Origin of the sequence: Kitasatospora sp. NPDC088391 (assembly GCF_044753345.1) — a bacterium.
GTDB lineage: Bacteria > Actinomycetota > Actinomycetes > Streptomycetales > Streptomycetaceae > Kitasatospora.
In genome coordinates this window covers 258,790-277,598 of the sequence record NZ_JBIVNB010000001.1, presented here as the reverse complement: position 1 = coordinate 277,598, position 18,809 = coordinate 258,790, and the positions used below count along the sequence as shown (strand labels likewise).

At 76.9% G+C, this 18,809-nt stretch carries 15 protein-coding genes; 11 read left to right on the top strand and 4 right to left on the bottom strand.

Translation table 11 applies throughout. The features are described from left to right. The first annotated feature begins 221 nt into the window (after positions 1-221). From ACIQBJ_RS01100 to ACIQBJ_RS01075, 6 genes are all read left to right on the top strand, one after another. A complete protein-coding gene (locus tag ACIQBJ_RS01100; protein WP_400701356.1) occupies positions 222-2,099 on the top strand; it encodes an FAD/NAD(P)-binding protein in 1,878 nt (625 codons plus the stop codon). Continuing rightward, a complete protein-coding gene (locus ACIQBJ_RS01095) occupies positions 2,100-3,335 on the top strand; it encodes a putative PEP-binding protein (protein WP_400701353.1) in 1,236 nt (411 codons plus the stop codon). A gap of 257 nt (positions 3,336-3,592) precedes the next feature. Beyond that, on the top strand, positions 3,593-4,138 hold the full coding sequence (locus ACIQBJ_RS01090) for a hypothetical protein (protein ID WP_400701350.1): 546 nt from the start codon (positions 3,593-3,595) through the stop codon (positions 4,136-4,138). Continuing rightward, a complete protein-coding gene (locus tag ACIQBJ_RS01085; RefSeq protein WP_400701347.1) occupies positions 4,135-4,701 on the top strand; it encodes a copper resistance CopC family protein in 567 nt (188 codons plus the stop codon). Before ACIQBJ_RS01090 ends, ACIQBJ_RS01085 begins: the two co-directional genes overlap by 4 nt. Before the next feature lie 132 nt (positions 4,702-4,833). Further along, complete coding sequence (locus ACIQBJ_RS01080) at positions 4,834-6,522, top strand: putative adhesin (RefSeq protein ID WP_400701344.1); 1,689 nt, start codon at positions 4,834-4,836, stop codon at positions 6,520-6,522. 56 nt (positions 6,523-6,578) lie between these two features. Further along, positions 6,579-7,496 (top strand): phytoene/squalene synthase family protein, encoded by a 918-nt coding sequence (locus ACIQBJ_RS01075; protein ID WP_400701341.1) that lies wholly within the window; start codon positions 6,579-6,581, stop codon positions 7,494-7,496. A gap of 58 nt (positions 7,497-7,554) precedes the next feature. Here ACIQBJ_RS01075 and ACIQBJ_RS01070 read toward each other — a convergent pair whose 3' ends face one another. Both ACIQBJ_RS01070 and ACIQBJ_RS01065 read right to left on the bottom strand, forming a co-directional pair. Further along, positions 7,555-8,766 carry a lanthionine synthetase LanC family protein gene (locus ACIQBJ_RS01070; RefSeq protein ID WP_400701338.1) on the bottom strand — a complete coding sequence of 404 codons (1,212 nt, stop codon included), beginning with the start codon at positions 8,764-8,766 and terminating at the stop codon, positions 7,555-7,557. Positions 8,767-8,892: 126 nt separating this feature from the next. Then, complete coding sequence (locus ACIQBJ_RS01065; protein ID WP_400701335.1) at positions 8,893-12,189, bottom strand: lantibiotic dehydratase; 3,297 nt, start codon at positions 12,187-12,189, stop codon at positions 8,893-8,895. 256 nt (positions 12,190-12,445) lie between these two features. Here ACIQBJ_RS01065 and ACIQBJ_RS01060 point away from each other — a divergent pair, with 256 nt between their 5' ends. Beyond that, positions 12,446-12,577: a hypothetical protein gene (locus ACIQBJ_RS01060; RefSeq protein WP_400701332.1), complete on the top strand. Its 132-nt coding sequence runs from the start codon at positions 12,446-12,448 to the stop codon at positions 12,575-12,577. A gap of 95 nt (positions 12,578-12,672) precedes the next feature. Here ACIQBJ_RS01060 and ACIQBJ_RS01055 read toward each other — a convergent pair whose 3' ends face one another. Then, positions 12,673-13,584 (bottom strand): JmjC domain-containing protein, encoded by a 912-nt coding sequence (locus ACIQBJ_RS01055; RefSeq protein WP_400701329.1) that lies wholly within the window; start codon positions 13,582-13,584, stop codon positions 12,673-12,675. Between the two features lie 264 nt (positions 13,585-13,848). Between ACIQBJ_RS01055 and ACIQBJ_RS01050 the strand changes: the two genes are divergently transcribed. Both ACIQBJ_RS01050 and ACIQBJ_RS01045 read left to right on the top strand, forming a co-directional pair. Continuing rightward, positions 13,849-14,583 (top strand): ABC transporter ATP-binding protein, encoded by a 735-nt coding sequence (locus ACIQBJ_RS01050; RefSeq protein ID WP_400701326.1) that lies wholly within the window; start codon positions 13,849-13,851, stop codon positions 14,581-14,583. Further along, entirely contained in the window at positions 14,580-16,253 is a 1,674-nt protein-coding gene (locus ACIQBJ_RS01045; RefSeq protein ID WP_400701323.1) for a hypothetical protein, read from the top strand. The genes ACIQBJ_RS01050 and ACIQBJ_RS01045 overlap by 4 nt, the downstream gene beginning before the upstream one ends. A gap of 76 nt (positions 16,254-16,329) precedes the next feature. On the opposite strand, the gene ACIQBJ_RS01040 is transcribed toward ACIQBJ_RS01045, so the two are convergent. Next, on the bottom strand, positions 16,330-16,893 hold the full coding sequence (locus tag ACIQBJ_RS01040; RefSeq protein ID WP_400701320.1) for a carboxymuconolactone decarboxylase family protein: 564 nt from the start codon (positions 16,891-16,893) through the stop codon (positions 16,330-16,332). Positions 16,894-16,945: 52 nt separating this feature from the next. Between ACIQBJ_RS01040 and ACIQBJ_RS01035 the strand changes: the two genes are divergently transcribed. Both ACIQBJ_RS01035 and ACIQBJ_RS01030 read left to right on the top strand, forming a co-directional pair. After that, the gene (locus ACIQBJ_RS01035) at positions 16,946-17,284 is read left to right on the top strand and encodes a winged helix-turn-helix transcriptional regulator (protein ID WP_400701317.1); all 339 of its coding nucleotides are present in this window, start codon (positions 16,946-16,948) and stop codon (positions 17,282-17,284) included. A 151-nt stretch (positions 17,285-17,435) separates the two neighbouring features. Next, a complete protein-coding gene (locus tag ACIQBJ_RS01030) occupies positions 17,436-18,677 on the top strand; it encodes a benzoate/H(+) symporter BenE family transporter (protein ID WP_400701314.1) in 1,242 nt (413 codons plus the stop codon). The last annotated feature ends 132 nt before the right edge of the window (positions 18,678-18,809 follow it).

The window sequence follows — 18,809 nt, the reverse complement described above, 5'->3', positions numbered from 1 at the left end:
TCCGTGCGAAGCCGTCCCCGTGAAGCCGTCCGTGCGCTGCCCCTCGGGGCGGCCACCGGGCGGCTCGTGTGCGTCCGGGGGCGCCCGGGAGGCTTCCGGGGGTGTTCGGGGGACCGCGGCGGCTGCCCCGGGAGGCGGGAAATATCCGTTCCGGGCACGCGGACTGACGATCCGTCGGCTAATCTTCCGGCCGCTCCCTCCTTTGATCGAGAGGCTTCCGCATGAGCAGCACAGGCAACCGCCCCAGGGTCGTCGTGGTGGGCGCGGGACTGGGCGGTACCGCCACCGCCGTCAGGATGCTCCACTTCGCCCGCCGTCCGGTCGAGATCGTCCTGCTGGAGCGGCGCGCCGACTACCGGTCCGCCGGGGTCGCGTACCACCGGGACGGCAATCCGTGGGACTACGTGTTCAACATCCAGGCCGGGCGGATGTCACTGTTCCGGGAGGACGTCCTCGACTTCGTGCACTGGGCCAACCGGGAGGCGGACCGGGGGAGTTGGCCCGGGCAGTGGGTCGACCACGAGTTCACCGAAGGGGGGCCGGCACCCCGGCGGATCTTCCAGGACTACCTGGAGCAGCGGCTCGCCGAGGCCGCCCGCGAGGCCGCCCCGGGGGTGCTGCTCACCGAGGCCGACGGCGAGGCCGTCGACCTGGTCGCCACCCCGGCCGGGGTGGCGCTGACGGTCCGTCGGGAGGACGGCGAGGAGAGCGTGTGGGAGGCCGCGCACGCGGTCCTCGCCACCGGCCTGGAGCTGAAGGAACTGCCGTTCGCCACCGAGGTGCTGGAGCATCCGCGCTTCGTCCGCCAGCCCTACTCGGCCGACGGCGTGCGCCGGTTGGAGGCGCTGCCGCCGGAGGCCGAGGTGGTGGTGGTCGGCTCGGTGCTCAGCGCCTACGACTCGGCGGGCCTGCTGCTGCGCCGGGGCCACACCGGCCGGATCCGGCTGGTCTCCCGCACCGGCACCATGTTCCGCAGCTACCCGGGCGGCCACGAGCACGGGGTGCTCCGACTCGCCTGCCCACACCGGCTGCTGGAGCCCTACCGGAACCGGGAGGAGTTCCTGGAGCGGGTCCGGGCCGAGTGGACGGCGGCCTGCGGCACCGTCGCCCGCGAGTATCCGGACATCGCCCCCGAGGTGGTCGCCGAACGGGTCGCCAAAGCCTGGGAGCCGCACCTCCCGGAGGCCCTCACCCGCATCCCGTCGGCCGAACTGCGCGCCCTGATGGACGAGTTCGGGACGGTGATCGCCGCCCTTCGGGTCGGCGCGGTGCCCTACACCATCGAGATCGTCGAGCGGTCGATGGACCCGGGACCGGTCCGGCTGCTGGTCGGCGCGGTCCGGGCGATCGTCCCGGCCGGGCCCGACCGGCTGGAGGTGACCGTCGCCACCGCCGACGAGAAGGTCGCCGTCGAGGCCGACCTGGTGGTCGCCAACTTCGGCCGGGAGAGCGACTACCGGCGGGTCGGCGGCCCGCTCTGGCACAACCTGCTGCGCCGCGGCCTGGCCGTCCCGCACGAGCGCACCGGCCGCGGCCTGGAGGTCGACCACCGCGGTGTCCTGCTCGCGGCCGACGGGACGCCGGCCGGCCCGCTCACCGCCGTCGGCCCGCTGCGCGAGGGCGACGAGACGGTGCGCAACGGCCGCACCGGCGCGTTCGCCTTCAACCTCGCCGCGATCAAGAACCACTCGATCGCGGTCGCCGCGCACGTCCTGGAGCAGCTCGAACTCGCCGACCCCGCGGACCTCGCCGACCCGAACGACCAACCCCCTGAGCCCGTCGGCGAGTTGGCCGGATACCGCACGTCCGACGGCACGTTCGAGGAAGCAGCCGACCCCGCGTTCCAGCACGCTGTGAGTCTGGAGGTGCGCCGGATGGCGACCCGGACCCGCGAACGGCGGGAGCGGATCGCCGCCCGGCTGGACGCCCTGATCGGCGCCCGCACCGCCCCGGACGACCCCGGGAACCGCCGCCTGCGGGTGGCGGTCGCCCGGTCCGCCGTCCGGCGACTGACCGACGTCTCCGTGACGCCGCGCGACCTGCGCGGCCTGCTGGGGATCGAGGACCACGCGGACACCGACGAGGACACGGAGGGCTAGTTGAACGGGCGACGCATCCAGGGTTTCCTGCTCACCGGTGGAACCCGAGCCACCCTGCGCGGCACCTGCAACCGCACCGGGCACCCCGAAGCGGGCTCCATCCTGATCGCGCCCCAGTTGGAGGCGGGCCTGTACGACGCCATCGTGGCCGCCGACGCCGTGGTCTGCGGCGGCGGCGGCCAGACCGGCCACATGCAGTCCCTGTGCCGGGGCCGCGGCATCCCCGTGCTCCGGGTCGACGAGGCCGACCTGCCCGCCCTGGTCGGCGAGGTCGTCCTCGACCTGGCGGACGGGACGATCACCCTCGCCCCCGACCCGGCCCCGGCCCCCGTGCCGCCGCTCGGCGACCGCGCCCCCACCGTCGACCACCTCGGCGCGGCCTGCGCCGTCATCGCCGACTTCCAGGACATCCGGACCGTCAACTCCTGCGGCCCCAACGCCGCCCGGGTCGACTGCTTCTTCATCCGGGAGGAGTTCCTCTGCCTGGCCGCCGGGCTCAGCCCGTTCGACGCCCTGGACGGCGGGCCCGCGGAGATCGCCCGCTACGGCCGGGCCGTCGCCGAACGCCTGGTCGCCTTCGTCGGGGAACTGCTGCCCGGCCAGCGCCTGGTGCTGCGGCTGCTCGACCTGCGCTCCGACCACGCCGCCAGCGTCACCGAGCAGTCCGCCGTCGCCGTCGAGCCCAACCCCGAACTCGGCCTGCACGGCGCCCGCTGGCTGCTCGGCTCCGCCCCCTACCGGGACGCCCTGCACACCGTGCTCGACACGCTGCGGGACCGGCTCGGCGACGAGGCCGCCCGGGTCCACCTCTCGGTGCCCTTCCTCAACGACGCCGAGGAGTACGCCCAGTTGCGCGCGCACCTCGAACTCCCCGCCGACGTCCCGCTGTCGGCCTTCATCGAGACCCCGGCCGCCGTCCACGCCACCCCCGGCATCTGCGCCGCCGGCGCCAGCGAACTCTTCGTCGGGGTCAAGGACCTGGTCCAGTTCTACCTGGCCGCCGACCGGGGCAACCACCTGGTCGCCGACTCCTACCAGACCCGCCACCCCGCCGTCCTGGACGGCGTCCGCCGGATCGTCGAGGCCGCCCGTGCCGCCGGCACCCCCGTCCGGGTGTTCTCGCTCGGCAGCGACCTCGCCCACTACCTCGACCGGCTGCCCGTCCCCGACGGCTACATGATGTGCACCGCCGAACTGACCCGGGTGCTCCAGCCCCCGGCCCTGCTGGCGGCCTGACCGCCCGCACCCCGGCCCCCGTCCTCCAGGGCGGGGGCCAACTCATGTGCATCGCAGGTTTCCTGATGCCACATCAGCCCGATCGGACGGAGAACTGAGCATTCTGGGAGAAGTCCGCGCCGACGACCAGCCACCAGTCTGGGCACGCGCGCGGCCGCCCGGCGTGCCGCGCGCCCTCCCTCCCCTCCCCGCGCCGTAGGAGAACCTGCCCGATGACCGCCGCCACCGCACCGTCGAGAACCGGCTCCCAGGGACCGGTGAGCCGCCTGAACGTCGACTCGCACCGCGCCGCCCTCAACATCTTCATGGTCGTCGTGCTCGGCCACTGGGCCGAACACCTCGCGCAGGCCTACCAGATCTGGGGCCTGGGCTGGACGGTCCCGAAGTCCAAGGGACTGCTCGGGTACGCCTTCCCCTGGCTGGTGACCTCCGAGTGGATGCACTACGGCTACGCCCTGATCATGATCATCGGCCTGTTCCTGCTCCGCCCCGGCTTCGTCGGCCGCGGCCGCACCTGGTGGACGGTCGCCCTCGCCATCCAGTTCTGGCACCACATCGAGCACCTGCTCCTGCTGCTCCAGGTGCAGACCGGCCACTTCCTGTTCGGCAAGCCGGTGGCCACCTCGGTGCTCCAACTCGTCTTCCCCCGGGTCGAACTGCACCTGTTCTACAACACCATCGTCTTCATCCCGATGGTCGTCGCGATGTACTACCACCTGCGGCCCGGCCCGCAGGAGCTGGCCGCGATGACGTGCAGCTGCAAGCACGCCGTCCACCGGCACGAGGTCGCGGCCGCCGCGTGAGTGCCACCGGATCACCGCAGTCCTTCCGGCGGACCCTCGCCCTCGGCGTCGGCACCGTCCTGGTCCTGCTGCTCGGACTGCTCTGGATCAGCGCCCGCCAGCCCGTCCGGCTGGCGGGCGCGACCCCGGGCGACGGCAGCTCGCTCGCCGCCGACCGGCCGCCGACCGAGGTCGAACTGACCTTCAGCGGCGACGACTTCACCCCCGGCTCGGTCTACCTCCAGGTCAACGGCCCCGACGGCGCCTCCGTCACCGAGGGCCGCCCCCGGGTGGACGGCCACCGCCTGGTCGCGCCCGTCCGCGTCCGGGACCGGGGCACCTACCGGATCACCTACCGGGTCGTCCTGAACGGCGGCCGCGAGGTCTCCGGCACCACCGCCTTCGGCCTCGGCACCCCCGCCGCCCCCGCCGCGGCCCCCGCCGACGAACCCGCCCCCGCCCACGACCACGGCGTCGAAGGCGCCTGGAACCTCCTGCTCCTGGGCGTCGACGCCGTCGTCATCCCCGGCGCCCTCTACCTGCTGCTGCGCCGCCCGCGCCTGCGCCGCCCCCGAACGTCCTGACCCCTCCCGAAACTTGACGGGCGGTCAGCAGATCGGCGTAGGTGTACGGCGATGCGTCCCGCCGACGCCGCCGGTCCGGCATCGTGGAGGCGTACGGACCGTGGAACGGACGCACCGGGGGGAGAGGGACGGATGACCGTCTACATCATGGGGCACGGGGAGTTCAGCGGACCGCCGACCTTCCTGCCCGCGGGCAGGACCATCGGCATCTACGCCACCGAGGGCACCCCGCTGAGCATCGCCGTCGGCATGCAGGTGGTCGCCGAACCCGGCGGCTGCACCCCGCGCAAGGTGTTCGGCACGGAGAGGGACCGGACCGTCCCCAACTACCGGGTCGGACCGCTCACCCACCTGGAACTGAAGCGGATGCTGACGGTCGCCTCGCCCGCCAACGAGGTCCTCTACCTCGGCCACACCCCCGGACTCCCGGACGAGACCCGGCTCTGCACCCGGCCCGAGTCCTGCCGGCTCCCCGCCCACGCCCCCGACTGCGAGGGCCTGCTGGCCATCCTGGCCGCCGCCGACCTCCGGCTGGTCTTCTGCCTGGCCGACGCCAAGAGGGCCGGCCTCACCGAGATGACCCTCGACCTCCCCGCCGGCACCGAGGTGAACGAGCGGGCCAACCGCGCCCTGCGGCGGCACCGCGAACGGGCACTGGTCTGGAACGACCGGCTCGCCCCGGAGACCGCCGCGGCCGAGAGCGCCCACCGGGAGTTCCTCGCCCTGGCCGAACGGGACGAGGCCGGGGCGCGGGAGGCCGCCTTCCTGATCGCCTCCTCCAACCTCCTGGAACGGAACGTGATCCGGCACGACCTCACCGCGCTGCGCCGCACCGCGGGCCACTGGGCCGTGCTCGACCTGCTCGCCTCCTACCCCGCCAAGACCCGGGCCCTCGCCCACGAGGCGCTCCGGGACACCGGGCGGACCGTGGTGATCATGCCCGACGCGGTGGAGCTGTTCGCCGCCGAGTTCCCCCGCGCCACCACCGCGGAACGGTACGAGGCGTGGCGCGCCCTGACCCCGGCCGAACGCGAACGGCTCACCGTGCGCAGCGAGTTGCTGCGCGACTGGGCCCGCGAGGTGGTGCCCGCCGTGGAGCGGATCAGGGCCCTCCTGCGCGAGACCACCGACCCGGTGGCGACCTGGTTCCGGATGCCCGCGCTGACCGCCGCCGAGAACGAGTACCTCGCCGCCGAGATCGAGCAGGACGACGCCTTCCGCACCTGCGTCGCCGGCGTCCTCGCCTTCGCCAAGCAGGCCCCGCCCGCAGCCAAACTCGCCCTCTGGGAACGGCTCTCCGACGCCCCGGCCGCCCGGCAGTGGCTGGAGTCCACGGCCAAGGGTGACCCCGCGAGCTGGCGCGCCGCCCACCTGGAGTCCCGCGTCACCGCCGGACCCGACCCGGTCGGCGACTGGCTGGCCGACCACCTGCGGCCGACCGGGACCGAGGACCCGGCCCCCGAGGACGCCGAGGAGCCCGCCGCGCCCGAACCGGAGCCGACCCCGACGGCCGACGAGTACGCCGACTTCTGGGACGGCGCCGCGTACGACAACCTGCGGGCCACCGGAGCCTGGAACGTCGGCACCCCGGTCCTGGTCGTCCGCAGCGGCACACGGTTCCGCTTCACCGACGCCGCCACCTGGACCGAACTCTCGCACGCCCTGCCGCAGACGCCCTGGGGCGCCTACCAGGTCTCCGCCGTGACCCTGCACGACATCGAACTCGAGTACATCGACGGCCCCGTCGACCGGGCCGCCCTCACCCCCCACCTCCCGGGCCTCCTGGCCGGCTCCGGCCGGGTGGTCATCACCCTGAAATGACCCCGGCCCGCTCCCGGTAGGGTCGGGGCACCGGAGCGAGCGGAGCGGGGCGGGACATGGGCAGGTGGGAGCGGGCGCTGACGGCGGCCGGGGTGGACGGGCCGGAGCTGCGCGAGGACTACGGGCGGCAGCGGCGGCAGGTGATCGACTACCGGCGGGAGGTCGCGCTGGGGGCGATGGCGCTGCTGCCCGCCCGGATGATTCCGCACGTGTTCGCCGCCGCCGCGTTCATGCACCGCACCGACGACCTGCTCGACAGCGGGCCCGTGGCGGGCCGCCGCGCGGCGGCCGAGCGCTGGCGGCGGGAGACCGTCGAGGCACTGGAGCGCGGCCGCACCGACCACCCCGAACTGCGCCCGCTGCTGCACAGCGTCGAGGCGCACCCCGCACTGGGCCGGCACGTGCGGGACTACCTGGCCGCCGCCGAGGCCGACCTCGACTTCACCGGCTTCGCCACCGAGGACGACTACCAGCGCTACGTCGACGCGTACGCGCTGCCCGGCTTCATGGTGGTCGCCGGGCTGCTCGGCCCCGACGGCGCGGACGAACGGGCCGCGTACCGCGCCGCCTGCCGGACCTTCATCGACTCCAGCCAGCGGTTCGACTTCGTCAACGACCTCGCCGAGGACCTGGCCGGCGGCCGGCTGACGATCCCCGCGGAGACCCTGGACCGGCACGGCGTCACCCGCGCCGACCTCGAACAGGCCCGCGACCTCCCGGCCGTCCGGGCGCTGATCCTCGACCTGCTCGACCGGGCGGACCGCAGCCGCGCCGAGGGCGCCCCCGTCGTCGACCTGGCACCCGCCGCGCACCGCCCGATGATGCGCTGCACCATCGAGGTCGAGGCGCTCACCTCCGCCGCCGCCCGCACCGACCCGGCCGCACTGCTGCGCCGCTCCGCGAGCCCGTCCAAGTGGGGCGCGCTGCGCCTGCTGGTCCGCGAGTACCGCCGGGCCCGCCCGTACCGGGACTGAACCGCCCCGCGGGCGGCGGGAGTCGGCGAGGGGCGGACGGACGGGAACCGGCGCCGGGTCAGCCGAGCAGCAGGCAGGCGTCCCAGCCGTCCTCGGCGCCGCCGGGGTGCAGGTGGGCGTGCAGGGCGAGGGCCGCGCCGGCGGTGCCTTCGAGGAGGGCGGCCGGGGCGTCGGCGGCCAGGGCGGCGGCGAGGTCGCGGGCGGTGGCGGCGGCCAGGGCGGGCAGGTGCGCGGCCAGGGCGGCGGAGCCGGACTCCTCGGCGGTGCGCCGGACGGTCTGCAGCAGGCCGCCGGTGCCGTGGCAGAGGCCGGGGCCCTCCAACTGCCAACCGGCGGGGTCGGCGAGGGCGCCGGCGAGTTCGGCGACGGCGGTCTCCCGCCAGTCCTCCCGGTCCAGGGCCTGCCCGGCCAGGAACAGGGCCCGGGCCGCCCCGGGGGTGCCGTAGCACCAGGCGGCCCGGGTCGGGGCGTCGGCGGGCACCCGGCCCCGCTCCGCGTCCTCGACCCGGACCGTCATCGGCCAGCCCCCGGCGGGCCGCCGGTGGGCGGCGAGCCGGACCGCCAGGTCCTCGATCGCCGCGTCCTGGCCCGGCACCCGGACGCCCCGCGCGCGGGCCACCGACAGCAGGGCGAGCGGGCCCGGCATCCCGTGCGCCAGACCGAGGTTGAGGTGGCCCCGGGGCTCGTCCGGGTCCGCGCCGGGCAGGCCGGGCCCGCCCGCCGTCCACCAGCGCGGCAGCGGCCCGTCGCCCGGCCCGGCCAGCTCGACCAGGGCGGACAGCGCCGCGGCGGTCGCGGGCCCGTCCGGCTCCAGGGCCAGCAGCAGCCGCCCCAGCCCGGCCAGTCCGGAGACCGCGTCGAAGGTGTGCGCGCGCAGGCCCGCCCCGGCGGCCAGGTCGGCCCGCAGTCCGGCGGCCCGCCCGGCGGCCGACTCCCGGACCTTCGGCAGCAGCGCCGCCAGCAGCCCGCCGTACTCGCCGGGGGCCCGGGCCATCAGCCGGGCGGCGAACGCCACCGCGGCGGCCCCCGAGTACAGGCCGCCGCCGCGCATCGCCCCCGGGGCCCGCACCGCCGCCGCCAACCGGCCGTGCGCGGCCCGGCGCAGCTCCTGGTCCGGCCCGGCCAGCACGGCCAGCGCCAGCGCCGCGCCGCTGAGACCGGTGCCGAGCCCGGGGGCCGGGACGTCCTCGGGTCCGAGCGGACGGGCCAGCCGGGCGGTGGCGGCATGCAGGACCTCGGCGGGAGTGGCCGCCGCTTGTTCTTGACGCATCGTCAGGAACCTTCCGTGCGAAGTCGATCGGGGACGTGCGGGAGCGGCGCCGGGCCGCCGGGGCCACGGCCCCGGCGGCCCGGGCCGTGGCCCCGGCGGGAACGGCCGCCTCCTCCCGGCGCACGGTCAGCCGCCCGCCGGGCGGGAGCGGCCGGCCACGCGGTGGGCCTCCAGGGTGCCCCGGGCCAGGGCGTAGGCGCGGCGTTCGGCTTCGCGGTCGATGCCGATCAGGCGGTTGTGGCCCATGTGCAGGAGCGAGGCCAGCGCCGGGCCGGCGGCGGGCGCGGCGAGCCGGGGCGCGTACGCGGCGAGGCGGTCGGCGCGCAGCCGCCAGGCGTCGGCGAGGGCGGCGTCGGCGGGGAGCAGGCCGCCGCCGGGGGAGGCGGGGCCGGCCGGGCCGATCGCGGTGAGGGCGGCGGCCCGGTGGGTGCGGAAACTCCGGTGGTGCTCCTCGGACTTGGGGTAGGTCGCGGCGATCCACGGGCCGACCGGCGCGGGGACGGGGCGGGCCGCCAGGAAGTCCCGGGCGGTGGCGGCCAGGTTGACGGCGGCCAGCAGGTCGCCGGGCACCGGCCGACCGGCCCGGGACAGCCGGAGCGCGGCGAGCGCGACCAGGCTGTCGGCGTGGAAGACCCGTTCGGCGTCCGCGAGGACCTCGGGCCCGCCGTACCGGTCGGTCTCCGGGGTGTAGCCCTCCAGCCGCAGGCCGGCGGCGAGGCCGGCCCGGCGCAACTCGTGCGCCCAGTCGTGCAGGGCGGGCAGCAGGTCGGCGGCGAGGACGGCCGGGTCGCCGTGGAAGCGCAGCCGCAGGTGCGGGTCCGGGTCGCGGTAGCGGACGAAGAACCAGCGGTCGACCGCGCCGGGCAGCGCCGCCAGCAGCCGGGGCAGGCGGGCGGCGAGGATCTCGTCCTGCCGGCTCTCGTTGGCCGCGAGCCGGGCGAACAGCCACGGGCCGCCCGGGAGTTCGGGGACGCGGGGGTGCACGGCGGGCAGCGGCCGGCGGACCGGCGGGGTGTCCGGGCGGGGTGCGGCGCGGCGGCGCAGCGGGACGACGATCTCGGCGGCCCGGGCGCCGTCCGGGCCGCGCAGCCAGCCGCAGGCGTCGGCGGCCAGGTCCTCCTGGAGCACGGTGGGCAGGGCGGAGCGGGAGCGGCTGTGCAGCAGGCGGCGGTGCGCGGGGTCGTCCAGGTCGAGGCCGATCCGCTGGTCGCCGCTGAGCAGCCGGACCGCGGCGGGGACGCCCCAGCGCCGCCGCCACCGCTCCAGCCCGCGCGCCCACTCCTCGTACGGGACGTCGGCGCCCGCCGGGACGGGCGCGGTCAGCCGCCAGGCGGCGGGGGCCAGCACCACCCGGCCGCGCCGGACCCGGGGCAGCGCGGGGGCGCTCGCGGACGTCCCCCAGTCCCAGGGCTGCCAGGGCCGCTGCCCGGTGAGCGCCACCTCCTGGAGGAAGCGGGCCGCGTTGGGCGCGCCGGCGCGCAGGTTGAGCGCGTGGTGCGCGGTGGCCCGGACCTCGCGGCCGAGGCTGCGCGAGTGGACGCTCAGCCGCTCGGTGTCGGCGAGCACCACCAGGTCGTCCGGGGTGAGGACGGTGGGGCCGCCGGGGTCGGGGAAGGCGCTGACCACGACCCGGTGGCCGAGCCAGCGCGGGGTCAGCGCGATGTTGGCGTGCCGGGGCCGGTAGGGCGTGAACTCCAGGTGGGCGTGCAGGACTTCGCCGTCGTCCTCCGGTTCCCCGGCCGCGCCGGCGAGCAGCGCGCCGCCGTCGCCGTCCGGGCCCGCCAGGTGGGCGGCGAAGCGGCCGAAGGTGGCGCCGGCCCGGTCGCTGCCCGCAGTGGGGGAGAGCACCAGCCGGAACCGTCCGGCGTCCAGGTCGGCGGGGGAGGCGGCGGCGAGTTCGGCGTACAGCTCCAGCGAGGCGGGCGGGGTGTCGGCGGCGCTGCCCGGCCGCTCCGGGGCGGGGGCGAGGCGGGCCAGCAGGGCGTCGTCGAGGACGACCTCGGGCAGCGGGCCGCCCGGTTCGCGGTCGGCCAGCGCCCCGGCGGCGAGTTCGGCCAGCACCCGGTCGCGGGCCGCCTCGGCGTCGGTCCGGGCCCGGGCGGGCCGCGGGTTGGCCGCGCCGCGCGGGCCGGCGGGCCGCCGGTACCCGGCGGGCGGCCCCAACCCGGTGTCGGGGTCGAGCAGTTCGGCGAGCGGGACGGGGCTGTCGGTGCCGTACCGCTCGACGAACTCGACGTGGTAGGCGCGCAAGTGCTCGGGCGCGGCGGCCGGCGGGGCCAGCCGCCACAGCACGGTGGCGGTGTGCTCCAGTTCGGCCCCGACCTGCTCGGGCAGCACCACCTCGCCCTCCAGCGCGAGGTCGGCGTGCAGCGGCCGGTCGGACGCGCCGAGGGCCGCCGTCCGCCGCCGCGCCGCGCGCAGCTCCGCCCCGGCCCGGCCGCGCGGCAGCGCCGCGGCCCGCGCCAGCAGCTCGCGCACGGCGGCGAGTTCGGCCCGCACCGGGTGCGCCGGGGGGAGCCGGTCCAGGACGTGGCCGAGCAGGTCGGTGCTGTCCGGCGGGGGCGTCAGGTCGGTGAGCAGGAAGCCCTGCGCGACCAGGGTGCGCACCAGGGCGGCGATCGCGTCGGCCGGGGCGCCGGGGAAGTCCGCGGCCAGCGCGGCCAGCAGCTCGGGGTGCGGCAGCGGTCGGGCGGCGTGCCGGACGGCGGCCCGGACCACGGCGGTGGCGCGCACCGTGCGCTCGGCGACGGGCGGCCCGTCGCCCTCCCCGTCGCCGCTGGTGCCGGCGGTGCATTCGGGGAGGTACGGCAGGACCAGCCGGTCGCCGCGCAGCGCGGCCTGCTGGTCGACGGCCAGCAGCAGGCCGGGGAGTACCCCGGGCTCGGTGCGCAGCCGGTCCAGCAGCGGGAGCAGCCAGCCCAGGTCGGGGCGGAAGGCCCGGCGTTCGGCGCCGTCCGGGCTGGTCCCGGTCCGGGGCCCGAAGCGGGCCGTGCCGACGGCGGCCATCAGGCCGAACGGGGTGGGGCGGGTGGCCATCCGCAGCCGGTAGCGCTCGACGGCCTCGGCCGCGCGGCGGACCGCGGCGGGCCGGAGGGCGTCCCCGGCGGCGACCCGGTCCAGCAGGTCGGCCAGCGAGGGGCTGGAGATCTCCAGGGCCTCGCGCAGCACCGGATCGGCCGCGGCGGCGCGCAGGGCGTCGAGGGCGCGGGCCCCGTCCGGTTCGGCCGCGGCGGCGCGCAGGGCGTCGAGGGCGCGGGCCCCGTCCGGTTCGGCCGCGGCGGCGCGCAGGGCGGCGTCCGGTGGGAGGCCGTCGGCGGCACCGGTGCCGGGGTGCTCCCGGGCCAGGGCCGGGGTGCGGAGCAGGACGGGACCGGTCGCCGTGAAGATCGTTTCCCGGTCCGCCGCATGCGGCTTCCTGCCCACCGTGCCCCCCGTGCCCGCGTCGCCCTGCCTCGTGGTGCCGTCACGCCGCGCAGCTCTGCCGCGGTCTCTCCCGGCCTGGATCGGACTGTTGTATCCCGGAGATCAACAAGTGTCCATAGTTGATCACTGGCCATCAAGAGTTGGCTGAATCTGTCTATTCATCCGCGCACGCTCCTTGTCCGGCGATGCACAGAGTCCCTAACGTCCGCTGCATCCCGCCGCGAGTCGATCGCGGCCATGACGAAGGGAGGCCACCATGGCCACCGACATGCAGGAGCTGTTCGACCTCGACGTGCAGGACCTCGTCGCCGAGACCGCGGAGCAGGAGGAGGCCGCCGCGATCAGCCTCTCCTGCGAGGGCTCCTGCCACCGCCCGTACTGCATCTGAGCGGCCTGATCCGACCGGTATGACCCCGGGCGCGGTGTTCCGGAACCGTCTTCACGGTTCCGGACACCGCGCCCGCACGCGTTCCCCCGGCCCGGTCAGCCGCCGGCGCGCTCCGCCAGCGGCCCCGGGCCCGCGGCGGGGGCCGCCGCGGGCAGCGGACCGCGGGCCAGCCGCACCAGCTCCTCCGGCGTCAGCGCCGCCAGCCGCTCCCGGCCCAGCCGCAGCACCTCCGCGGCCGCGGCCAGCAACTCGCCCTGCGTACCCGGGCGTTCGGCCGACCCGCCGGCCCGGCCGTCGGCGGCCAGGAACTCGCCGAGCGCCGCCCTCAGCCGCCCGGCGCCGGCCTCCCGGACGGTGAACGACAGGTGCACCGACAGCCCCTGACGACCCGTCGCCGCGTGCGGCGCGCCGCGCGGCACGTACAGCACCTCGCCCGGCGCGAGCACGGTGCGCAGTTCCACCGGCCCGGGCTCGGGCGCCGGCCCCGGCCGCCAGTTCCCGTCCGCCGGGGCCGCGTGCACCGTCCACTCCTTCTCCCCGGCGAGCTGCACCACCAGCACGTCCGCGTCGTCGCGGTGCACGTCCAGCCCGCGCCGCCCGGCGCCGGTGGCGAAGCAGAACGCCTCGGTGCGGCGGCCCAGCCGGTGCGCGATGTCGGCGGCCATCGCCCGCACCGGGGCGTGCCACTGGTCCAGCTGCGGCAGCAGCAGGGTGGCGCCGCCGTCCAGCAGCGCGCCGATCCGCCCGGCGTCGGCCCAACCGCCCTCGTGCCGCCCGGCCACCGTGCGGACGGTGCAGAACCGCTCGGGCGCGACCACCTCGCCGTCCTGCACCATCTCCACGTACGGCACCCGCAGCAGGCCGCCGCCCAGCACCTCGTCCAGCACCGCTGGACCGGGCAGCCCGGCCGGCCACCCGTCCGGCCGGAACACCCGTGACCTGCGCTCCTCCAGCGCCTTGCCGAAAGCCTCCGGATCGCCGACCAGATCGGCCAGTACCTGCCCCATCCCCAGCTCCTCTCCTCCGACGGCCGCCCGGCGGCGTCCGTCGCTGCCCGTCCGGCCGCCCACCGGGGCCGGCCGGCCGTCCCCGAACGGACGGATGACCAAGGGGAACCGCTGGAACCCCTCCTCCGCCAGATCGTTAACCGGCCACCTTGGTGCGGTACGAACGGTGTTCCGCGCCCCGTCGGCGCCCGTCGGCCCCCGGCGGGACCGGCCGCACCCCCGGTCCATACTTGGTCGAACCGTTCGTCGAGAGGCATCCTCCCCATGGCCGACAACCGGGCCGACCGCCGCGCCGCCCAGCCCGCCGCGCGCCACGCGCTGCTCCAACTGACCGGCGTGAGCCGGTCGTACGGTGCCCGGGAGGTGCTGCACCCCGTCGACCTCGCGCTCGCCGCCGGCGAGTGCGTGGCCCTGCTCGGGCACAACGGCTCCGGAAAGTCGACCCTGCTGCGGGTCGCCGCCGGACGCGACCTGCCGACCGCGGGCACGGTCCGCTTCGACGGCCTGCTGATGAACGAGAACGACCCCCGGGTCCGGGCCCGGGTCGCGGTCGTCGGCGACACCGTCGCCTGCTACCCCGACCTGACGGTGCGCGAGCACCTGCTGCTTGTCGCCGTCGCGCACGGCGTCGCCGACGCCGCCGACTGGGTCGACCAGGTGCTGGAGAACCGCTCGCTCACCGAACGGGCCGACGCCCTGCCCTCCGCCCTCTCCTCCGGCCAGCTGCAGGCCCTGCTGCTGGCCTGCGCCCTGGTCCGGCCCCGCGACCTGCTGCTGCTCGACGAACCCGAGCAGCGCCTCGACCCGGAGGCCCGCCGCAGCCTCGCCGACCTGCTGAAGGCCGAACTCGCCGACGGCGTCGCGGTGCTGCTGGTCACCCACCACACCGACCTGGCCCGGGAGGTCGCCGACCGGGTGGTGATGCTGGAGGACGGCCGGGTGCTCCGGCAGGGCACGCCCACCGAGGTCCTCGGCGCCGCCCCGGCCGGTGCCCGGTGAGCGCGCCCGAACAGCTGGCGGCCGAGGAGGCCGCCGAGTGGACGGCCGACGACGACTGGACCGACGAGGCCCTCGCCCTGCTGCGCGAACTGCGCGCCCCGCACCGGCGCAACCGGGCCAAGCAGATCGCCTTCGGCCTCTACTGCACGCTGCTGATCCTGGTGATCTGGGGCGGCGTCCCCAGCTTCGGCCTCTTCCTCCAGGCCTCGATGGGCGCCGACTACACCGCGCACGGCCCCGACCTGCTGGCCGCCATGCCCGCCGGCATCGCCGCCGCCGGCCTGGCCGTGCTGCTGCTCGCCGTCCGGGACGGACTGTGGCGCGGACCGGTCGTGCCGCCCCGGGCCACCACCGACTGGCTGCTCGCCCACCCCGTCCGGCCCCGCCCCGTGCTGCGGCCCTGGTTCTGGCTCTCCTGCGCGCTGGCCGTCCTGCCCGGCCTGGTGGTCGCCGTCGGCGGCATGGTCGCGCTCGGCCTCACCGTCCGCACCGGCCTGCCCGCCGCCCTCGGCTGGTGCCTGGTCGGCGCCCTCTGCCTGCCGCTGCTCGGCGTCTGCGCCGGACTCCTGGTCCAGCACAGCCCGCGCGCCGCCCGCCGGGCCCGCGCCCTGACCCCGTACGCGACCGTGCTGGTGCTCGCGCTCGCCGTCCAGAGCGGACTGGCCGTCGCCGGGCACCCCGTGCCCTGGCTGGAGCGGATCGAACTCTGGTCCGGCCCCTGGGGCTGGGCGGCGGTCGCCGCGCTCGCCCCGACACCCGCCGCCGTCCCCGGCGGCGCGCTCGCCGCCGCCCTGCTGCTGGTCCCGACCGCCGCCGCCCTGTGGTACGCCGACCGGGCCGTCGGCACCGTCCCGCTGCCGCTGCTCCGGGAACGCGCCCGGACGGCCGCCGGCGTGCTGGCCGCGCTGCGCACCGTCGAACTGCGGGCCGCCCGGCTGGCCGTGGCCGGCGCCACCGGCGGCGAACGGCAGCTGCGGCTGAAGCTGCCCGCGCCCCGCCGGGCCCCGCTGGTCCTGTACTGGCGCGACACCCTCGCCCTGCTGCGCGCCCCCGCCCGGCTCGGCCGCGCCGTGCTGCTGACCGTCCCCGCGCTGCTCTGCGCCGTCCTCGCGCACGGCAGCAAGGGCGTGCTCTCCTGGGGCATCACCGTGGTCGCGCTGCTCTTCGGCTACCTGGCCGTCGCCCAGTTCCTGGAGCCCGCCCGGGTCGAGACCGACGACGTCCGCCGCTCCTCCTGGTCCCCGTACCCGTTCGCCGGCCTGATGCAGCGGCACGCCGTGGTGCCCGCCCTGCTCGGGCTGCTGCTCGCGGCCGTCGGCGCGGCGGTCGCCGCCGCGCTCGGCGGCGGGGCGGCGGCCTGGCTGGCCCCGTGCGCGGTGCCCGCCCTGGTCGCGGCCGGACTGGTGAACGCCTGCCGCGGCCCGGCCCGCCGCGACCTGCTGTACCGCACCCCGCAGCCCAGCGGCGGCAGCACCGGCCCGCTGATGTTCGCGCTCTGGTACGCGGCCGGCCCGGCCGTCGCCGTCCCGGTGCTGGCCGTCCCGTTCTCGGTGGCGCTGCGCACCGGTGACCCGGTCCCGGCCCTCGCGGTCGGCCTCACGGTCGCCGCGGGCCTGTTCCAGTGGGCCTCGGCCCGGGCGGCGAAACTCCCCGCCCGGACCCGCGGGTAGCACCCCGCACCCGGAAGGCCCCGGTCGTCGACCCGACCGGGGCCTTCGGCGTTCCCGGTCGGTCGGTGGCGGCGGATCAGGACGCGGCGATCGGCCGGGTGCCGGGTTCGAGCGGGAGACGGAGGGCCCGGACGGTGAACGAGACGGCGTGGTACCAGCCGCAGACCAGGACCAGTTCGAGGGCGGCGTCCTCGTCGGTGGCGGCGACCAGGTCCGCCCAGGTGCCGTCGGAGAGGTCGAAGGTCGTGTGGAGTTCGTCGACGGCTTCGAGCACCGCGCGGTCGGCCGCGTCCCAGCAGGCGTCCGCCGGGCCGCCGGCCGCGAGCGAGGCGAGCTGCGCGGCGTCGAGCCCCGCCTTCCCGGCGAGGCCCGCGACGTGCACGGCCCACTCGTAGTCGGCGCCGCAGAGCGCGGTCGTCCGGTCGATGACCAGTTCGCGCTGCCGGAGGGTGAGCGCGGAGCGCGGGGAGAAGTAGTAGCTGCCCCAGGCCGCGACGGCGCGGGCGAGTGCGGGGCGGCGCGCCCACACCCGGAACAGCTGGATGGGCGAGTGCCCGAGGAGTGCGAGGGCGGCGCCGGCTTCCTCGTCGTAGGGCGGGGAGAGCGGCTCGATGCGCGGGTGCTTCGATTTCAGAGGCATGGCGGCACGCTAACATCGGTGCTTCGGAAAGAGAAGCAAGCGAGGGAAGCAGATGGCACAACCGACACCCCTCCCCGGCCGCCCCGTCCGCGGCTCGCGCACGGGGCGCCCGATCATGGCGCTGCTCGACCTCCTGGGTCGGCGCTGGGTGCTGCGGGTCCTGTGGGAGCTGCGCGCCGACGCCGCGCCGACGTTCCGGCAGCTCCAGCAGCGGTGCGACGGCGTCTCCTCCAGCGTCCTGGCGGACCGGCTCCGCGAACTCGGACAGGCCGACCTCGTCGAGCACACCGGCGGGGGCTACCTGCTCACCGAGCAGGGCCGCACCCTCCTCGAACGCCTCGCCCCACTCGACGCCTGGGCCGCCGACTGGCGCCCCAGGACCGAGGACTGACGGCCGGCGGTGCGCGGCGGGACGAGGGGGCGGCGGGACGAGGTGCGCGGCGGGACGAGGGGGCGGCCACCTGCTCGCCGCCGCCGACCGCCTCCCGGTCCGCCCGCCGGGGCCCGGCGGGCGGGTGCCGGGGTGCCGGGATACTGCTGCCATGTCAGATCATCGGACCGCCGCGTCCACCGGGACCGTCCAGGTCGAGAACCCCGTCCCGCCGCCGGACCGGCCCTCGCTGCGGCGGGACGTCTCGCTGCCCGCCCTGCTGGCCGGCCTGGTGTGCATCGCCGTCTCGTTCTCCGGCCCGCTGGTCGTGGTGCTCGCCGCGGCCGCCGCCGGACACCTCGACGCCGCGCACACCGCCTCCTGGATCTGGGCGGTGTCGATCGGCAGCGGACTGACCTGCCTGCTGCTCAGCTGGCGGACCCGCACCCCCGTGATCACCGCCTGGTCCACCCCCGGCGCGGCCCTGCTGATCGGCAGCCTCGGCGCGTACCCCTACCCGGAGGCGGTCGGCGCGTTCCTGCTCGGCTCGGTCGCCGTCGCCCTGTTCGGCGCCACCGGCCTGTTCGGACGGCTGATCCGGGCCGTCCCGACCGGCATCGTCAACGCCATGCTGGCCGGCATCCTGTTCACCTTCGGCGCGGGCATCTTCGCCGAACTGCGCGCCACCCCCGCCCTGGTGCTGGGCAGCTTCACCGTCTTCCTGCTGGCCAAGCGCCTGCTGCCGCGCTACGCCGTCCCGCTGGCCCTGCTCGCGGGCGCGCTGCTGGCCGCCGCCACCGTCGGCCTCCCGCTGCGCCTCGGCTCCGGCGGCCCCACCCACCCCGTCTGGACCACCCCCGCGTTCTCCTGGCCCGCCGCCGTCGGTCTGGCGCTGCCGCTCACCATCGTCGCGCTGGCCTCGCAGACCGCCCCCGGCCTCGCCATCATGCGGGCCTCCGGCTACGACCCGGACGACCGGCTGCTGGTCGGCGCGACCGGCGGCCTGTCGGTGCTGCTCGCCCCGTTCGGCTCGCCCGGCGTCAACCTGGCGGCGATCACCGCCGCGATCTGCACCAGCCCCGAGAGCCACCCCGACCCGCGCCGCCGGTACGTGGCCGGGATGTCCGCGGGCCTGCTCTACCTGCTGGTCGGCAGCTTCGGCGGCGTCCTGGTCAGCCTGTTCACCGGCCTGCCGCACGCCCTGATCGCGGTGATCGCGGGCGTCGCCCTGCTGGCCTCCTTCCAGGGCAGCCTGGCCGCCGCGGTCGCCGAGGAGCGGGGCCGCGACGGCGCCGTGGTCACCTTCCTGGCCACCGCCTCCGGCATGACCCTGTTCGGCATCGGCGCCCCGTTCTGGGGCCTGCTGCTGGGCCTGGCCACCCACGCCGTCCTGACGTACCGTCACCGCCGCTGAGGCGTTCCTCCCCGCCGTGTCCCGTCCGGGTAACGGCTCCGTCCCGACCGCCCCCGGGACGCCCGGCGGTGGTACGGGACGGCGTCCGCGCAGGTCGCGGGCGGTGCCGGGCCGCCCCGGCGGGCGGGGTCC

Excerpts from the sequence above, each read along its gene's own strand:
- ACIQBJ_RS01030 (WP_400701314.1), top strand. The coding sequence starts at position 17,436 with ATGTCAGATCATCGGACCGCCGCGTCCACCGGGACCGTCCAGGTCGAG.
- ACIQBJ_RS01040 (WP_400701320.1), bottom strand. The coding sequence starts at position 16,893 with ATGCCTCTGAAATCGAAGCACCCGCGCATCGAGCCGCTCTCCCCGCCC.
- ACIQBJ_RS01050 (WP_400701326.1), top strand. The coding sequence starts at position 13,849 with ATGGCCGACAACCGGGCCGACCGCCGCGCCGCCCAGCCCGCCGCGCGC.
- ACIQBJ_RS01060 (WP_400701332.1), top strand. The coding sequence starts at position 12,446 with ATGGCCACCGACATGCAGGAGCTGTTCGACCTCGACGTGCAGGACCTC.
- ACIQBJ_RS01035 (WP_400701317.1), top strand. The coding sequence starts at position 16,946 with ATGGCACAACCGACACCCCTCCCCGGCCGCCCCGTCCGCGGCTCGCGC.
- ACIQBJ_RS01100 (WP_400701356.1), top strand. The coding sequence starts at position 222 with ATGAGCAGCACAGGCAACCGCCCCAGGGTCGTCGTGGTGGGCGCGGGA.
- ACIQBJ_RS01070 (WP_400701338.1), bottom strand. The coding sequence starts at position 8,766 with ATGCGTCAAGAACAAGCGGCGGCCACTCCCGCCGAGGTCCTGCATGCC.
- ACIQBJ_RS01055 (WP_400701329.1), bottom strand. The coding sequence starts at position 13,584 with ATGGGGCAGGTACTGGCCGATCTGGTCGGCGATCCGGAGGCTTTCGGC.
- ACIQBJ_RS01080 (WP_400701344.1), top strand. The coding sequence starts at position 4,834 with ATGACCGTCTACATCATGGGGCACGGGGAGTTCAGCGGACCGCCGACC.
- ACIQBJ_RS01075 (WP_400701341.1), top strand. The coding sequence starts at position 6,579 with ATGGGCAGGTGGGAGCGGGCGCTGACGGCGGCCGGGGTGGACGGGCCG.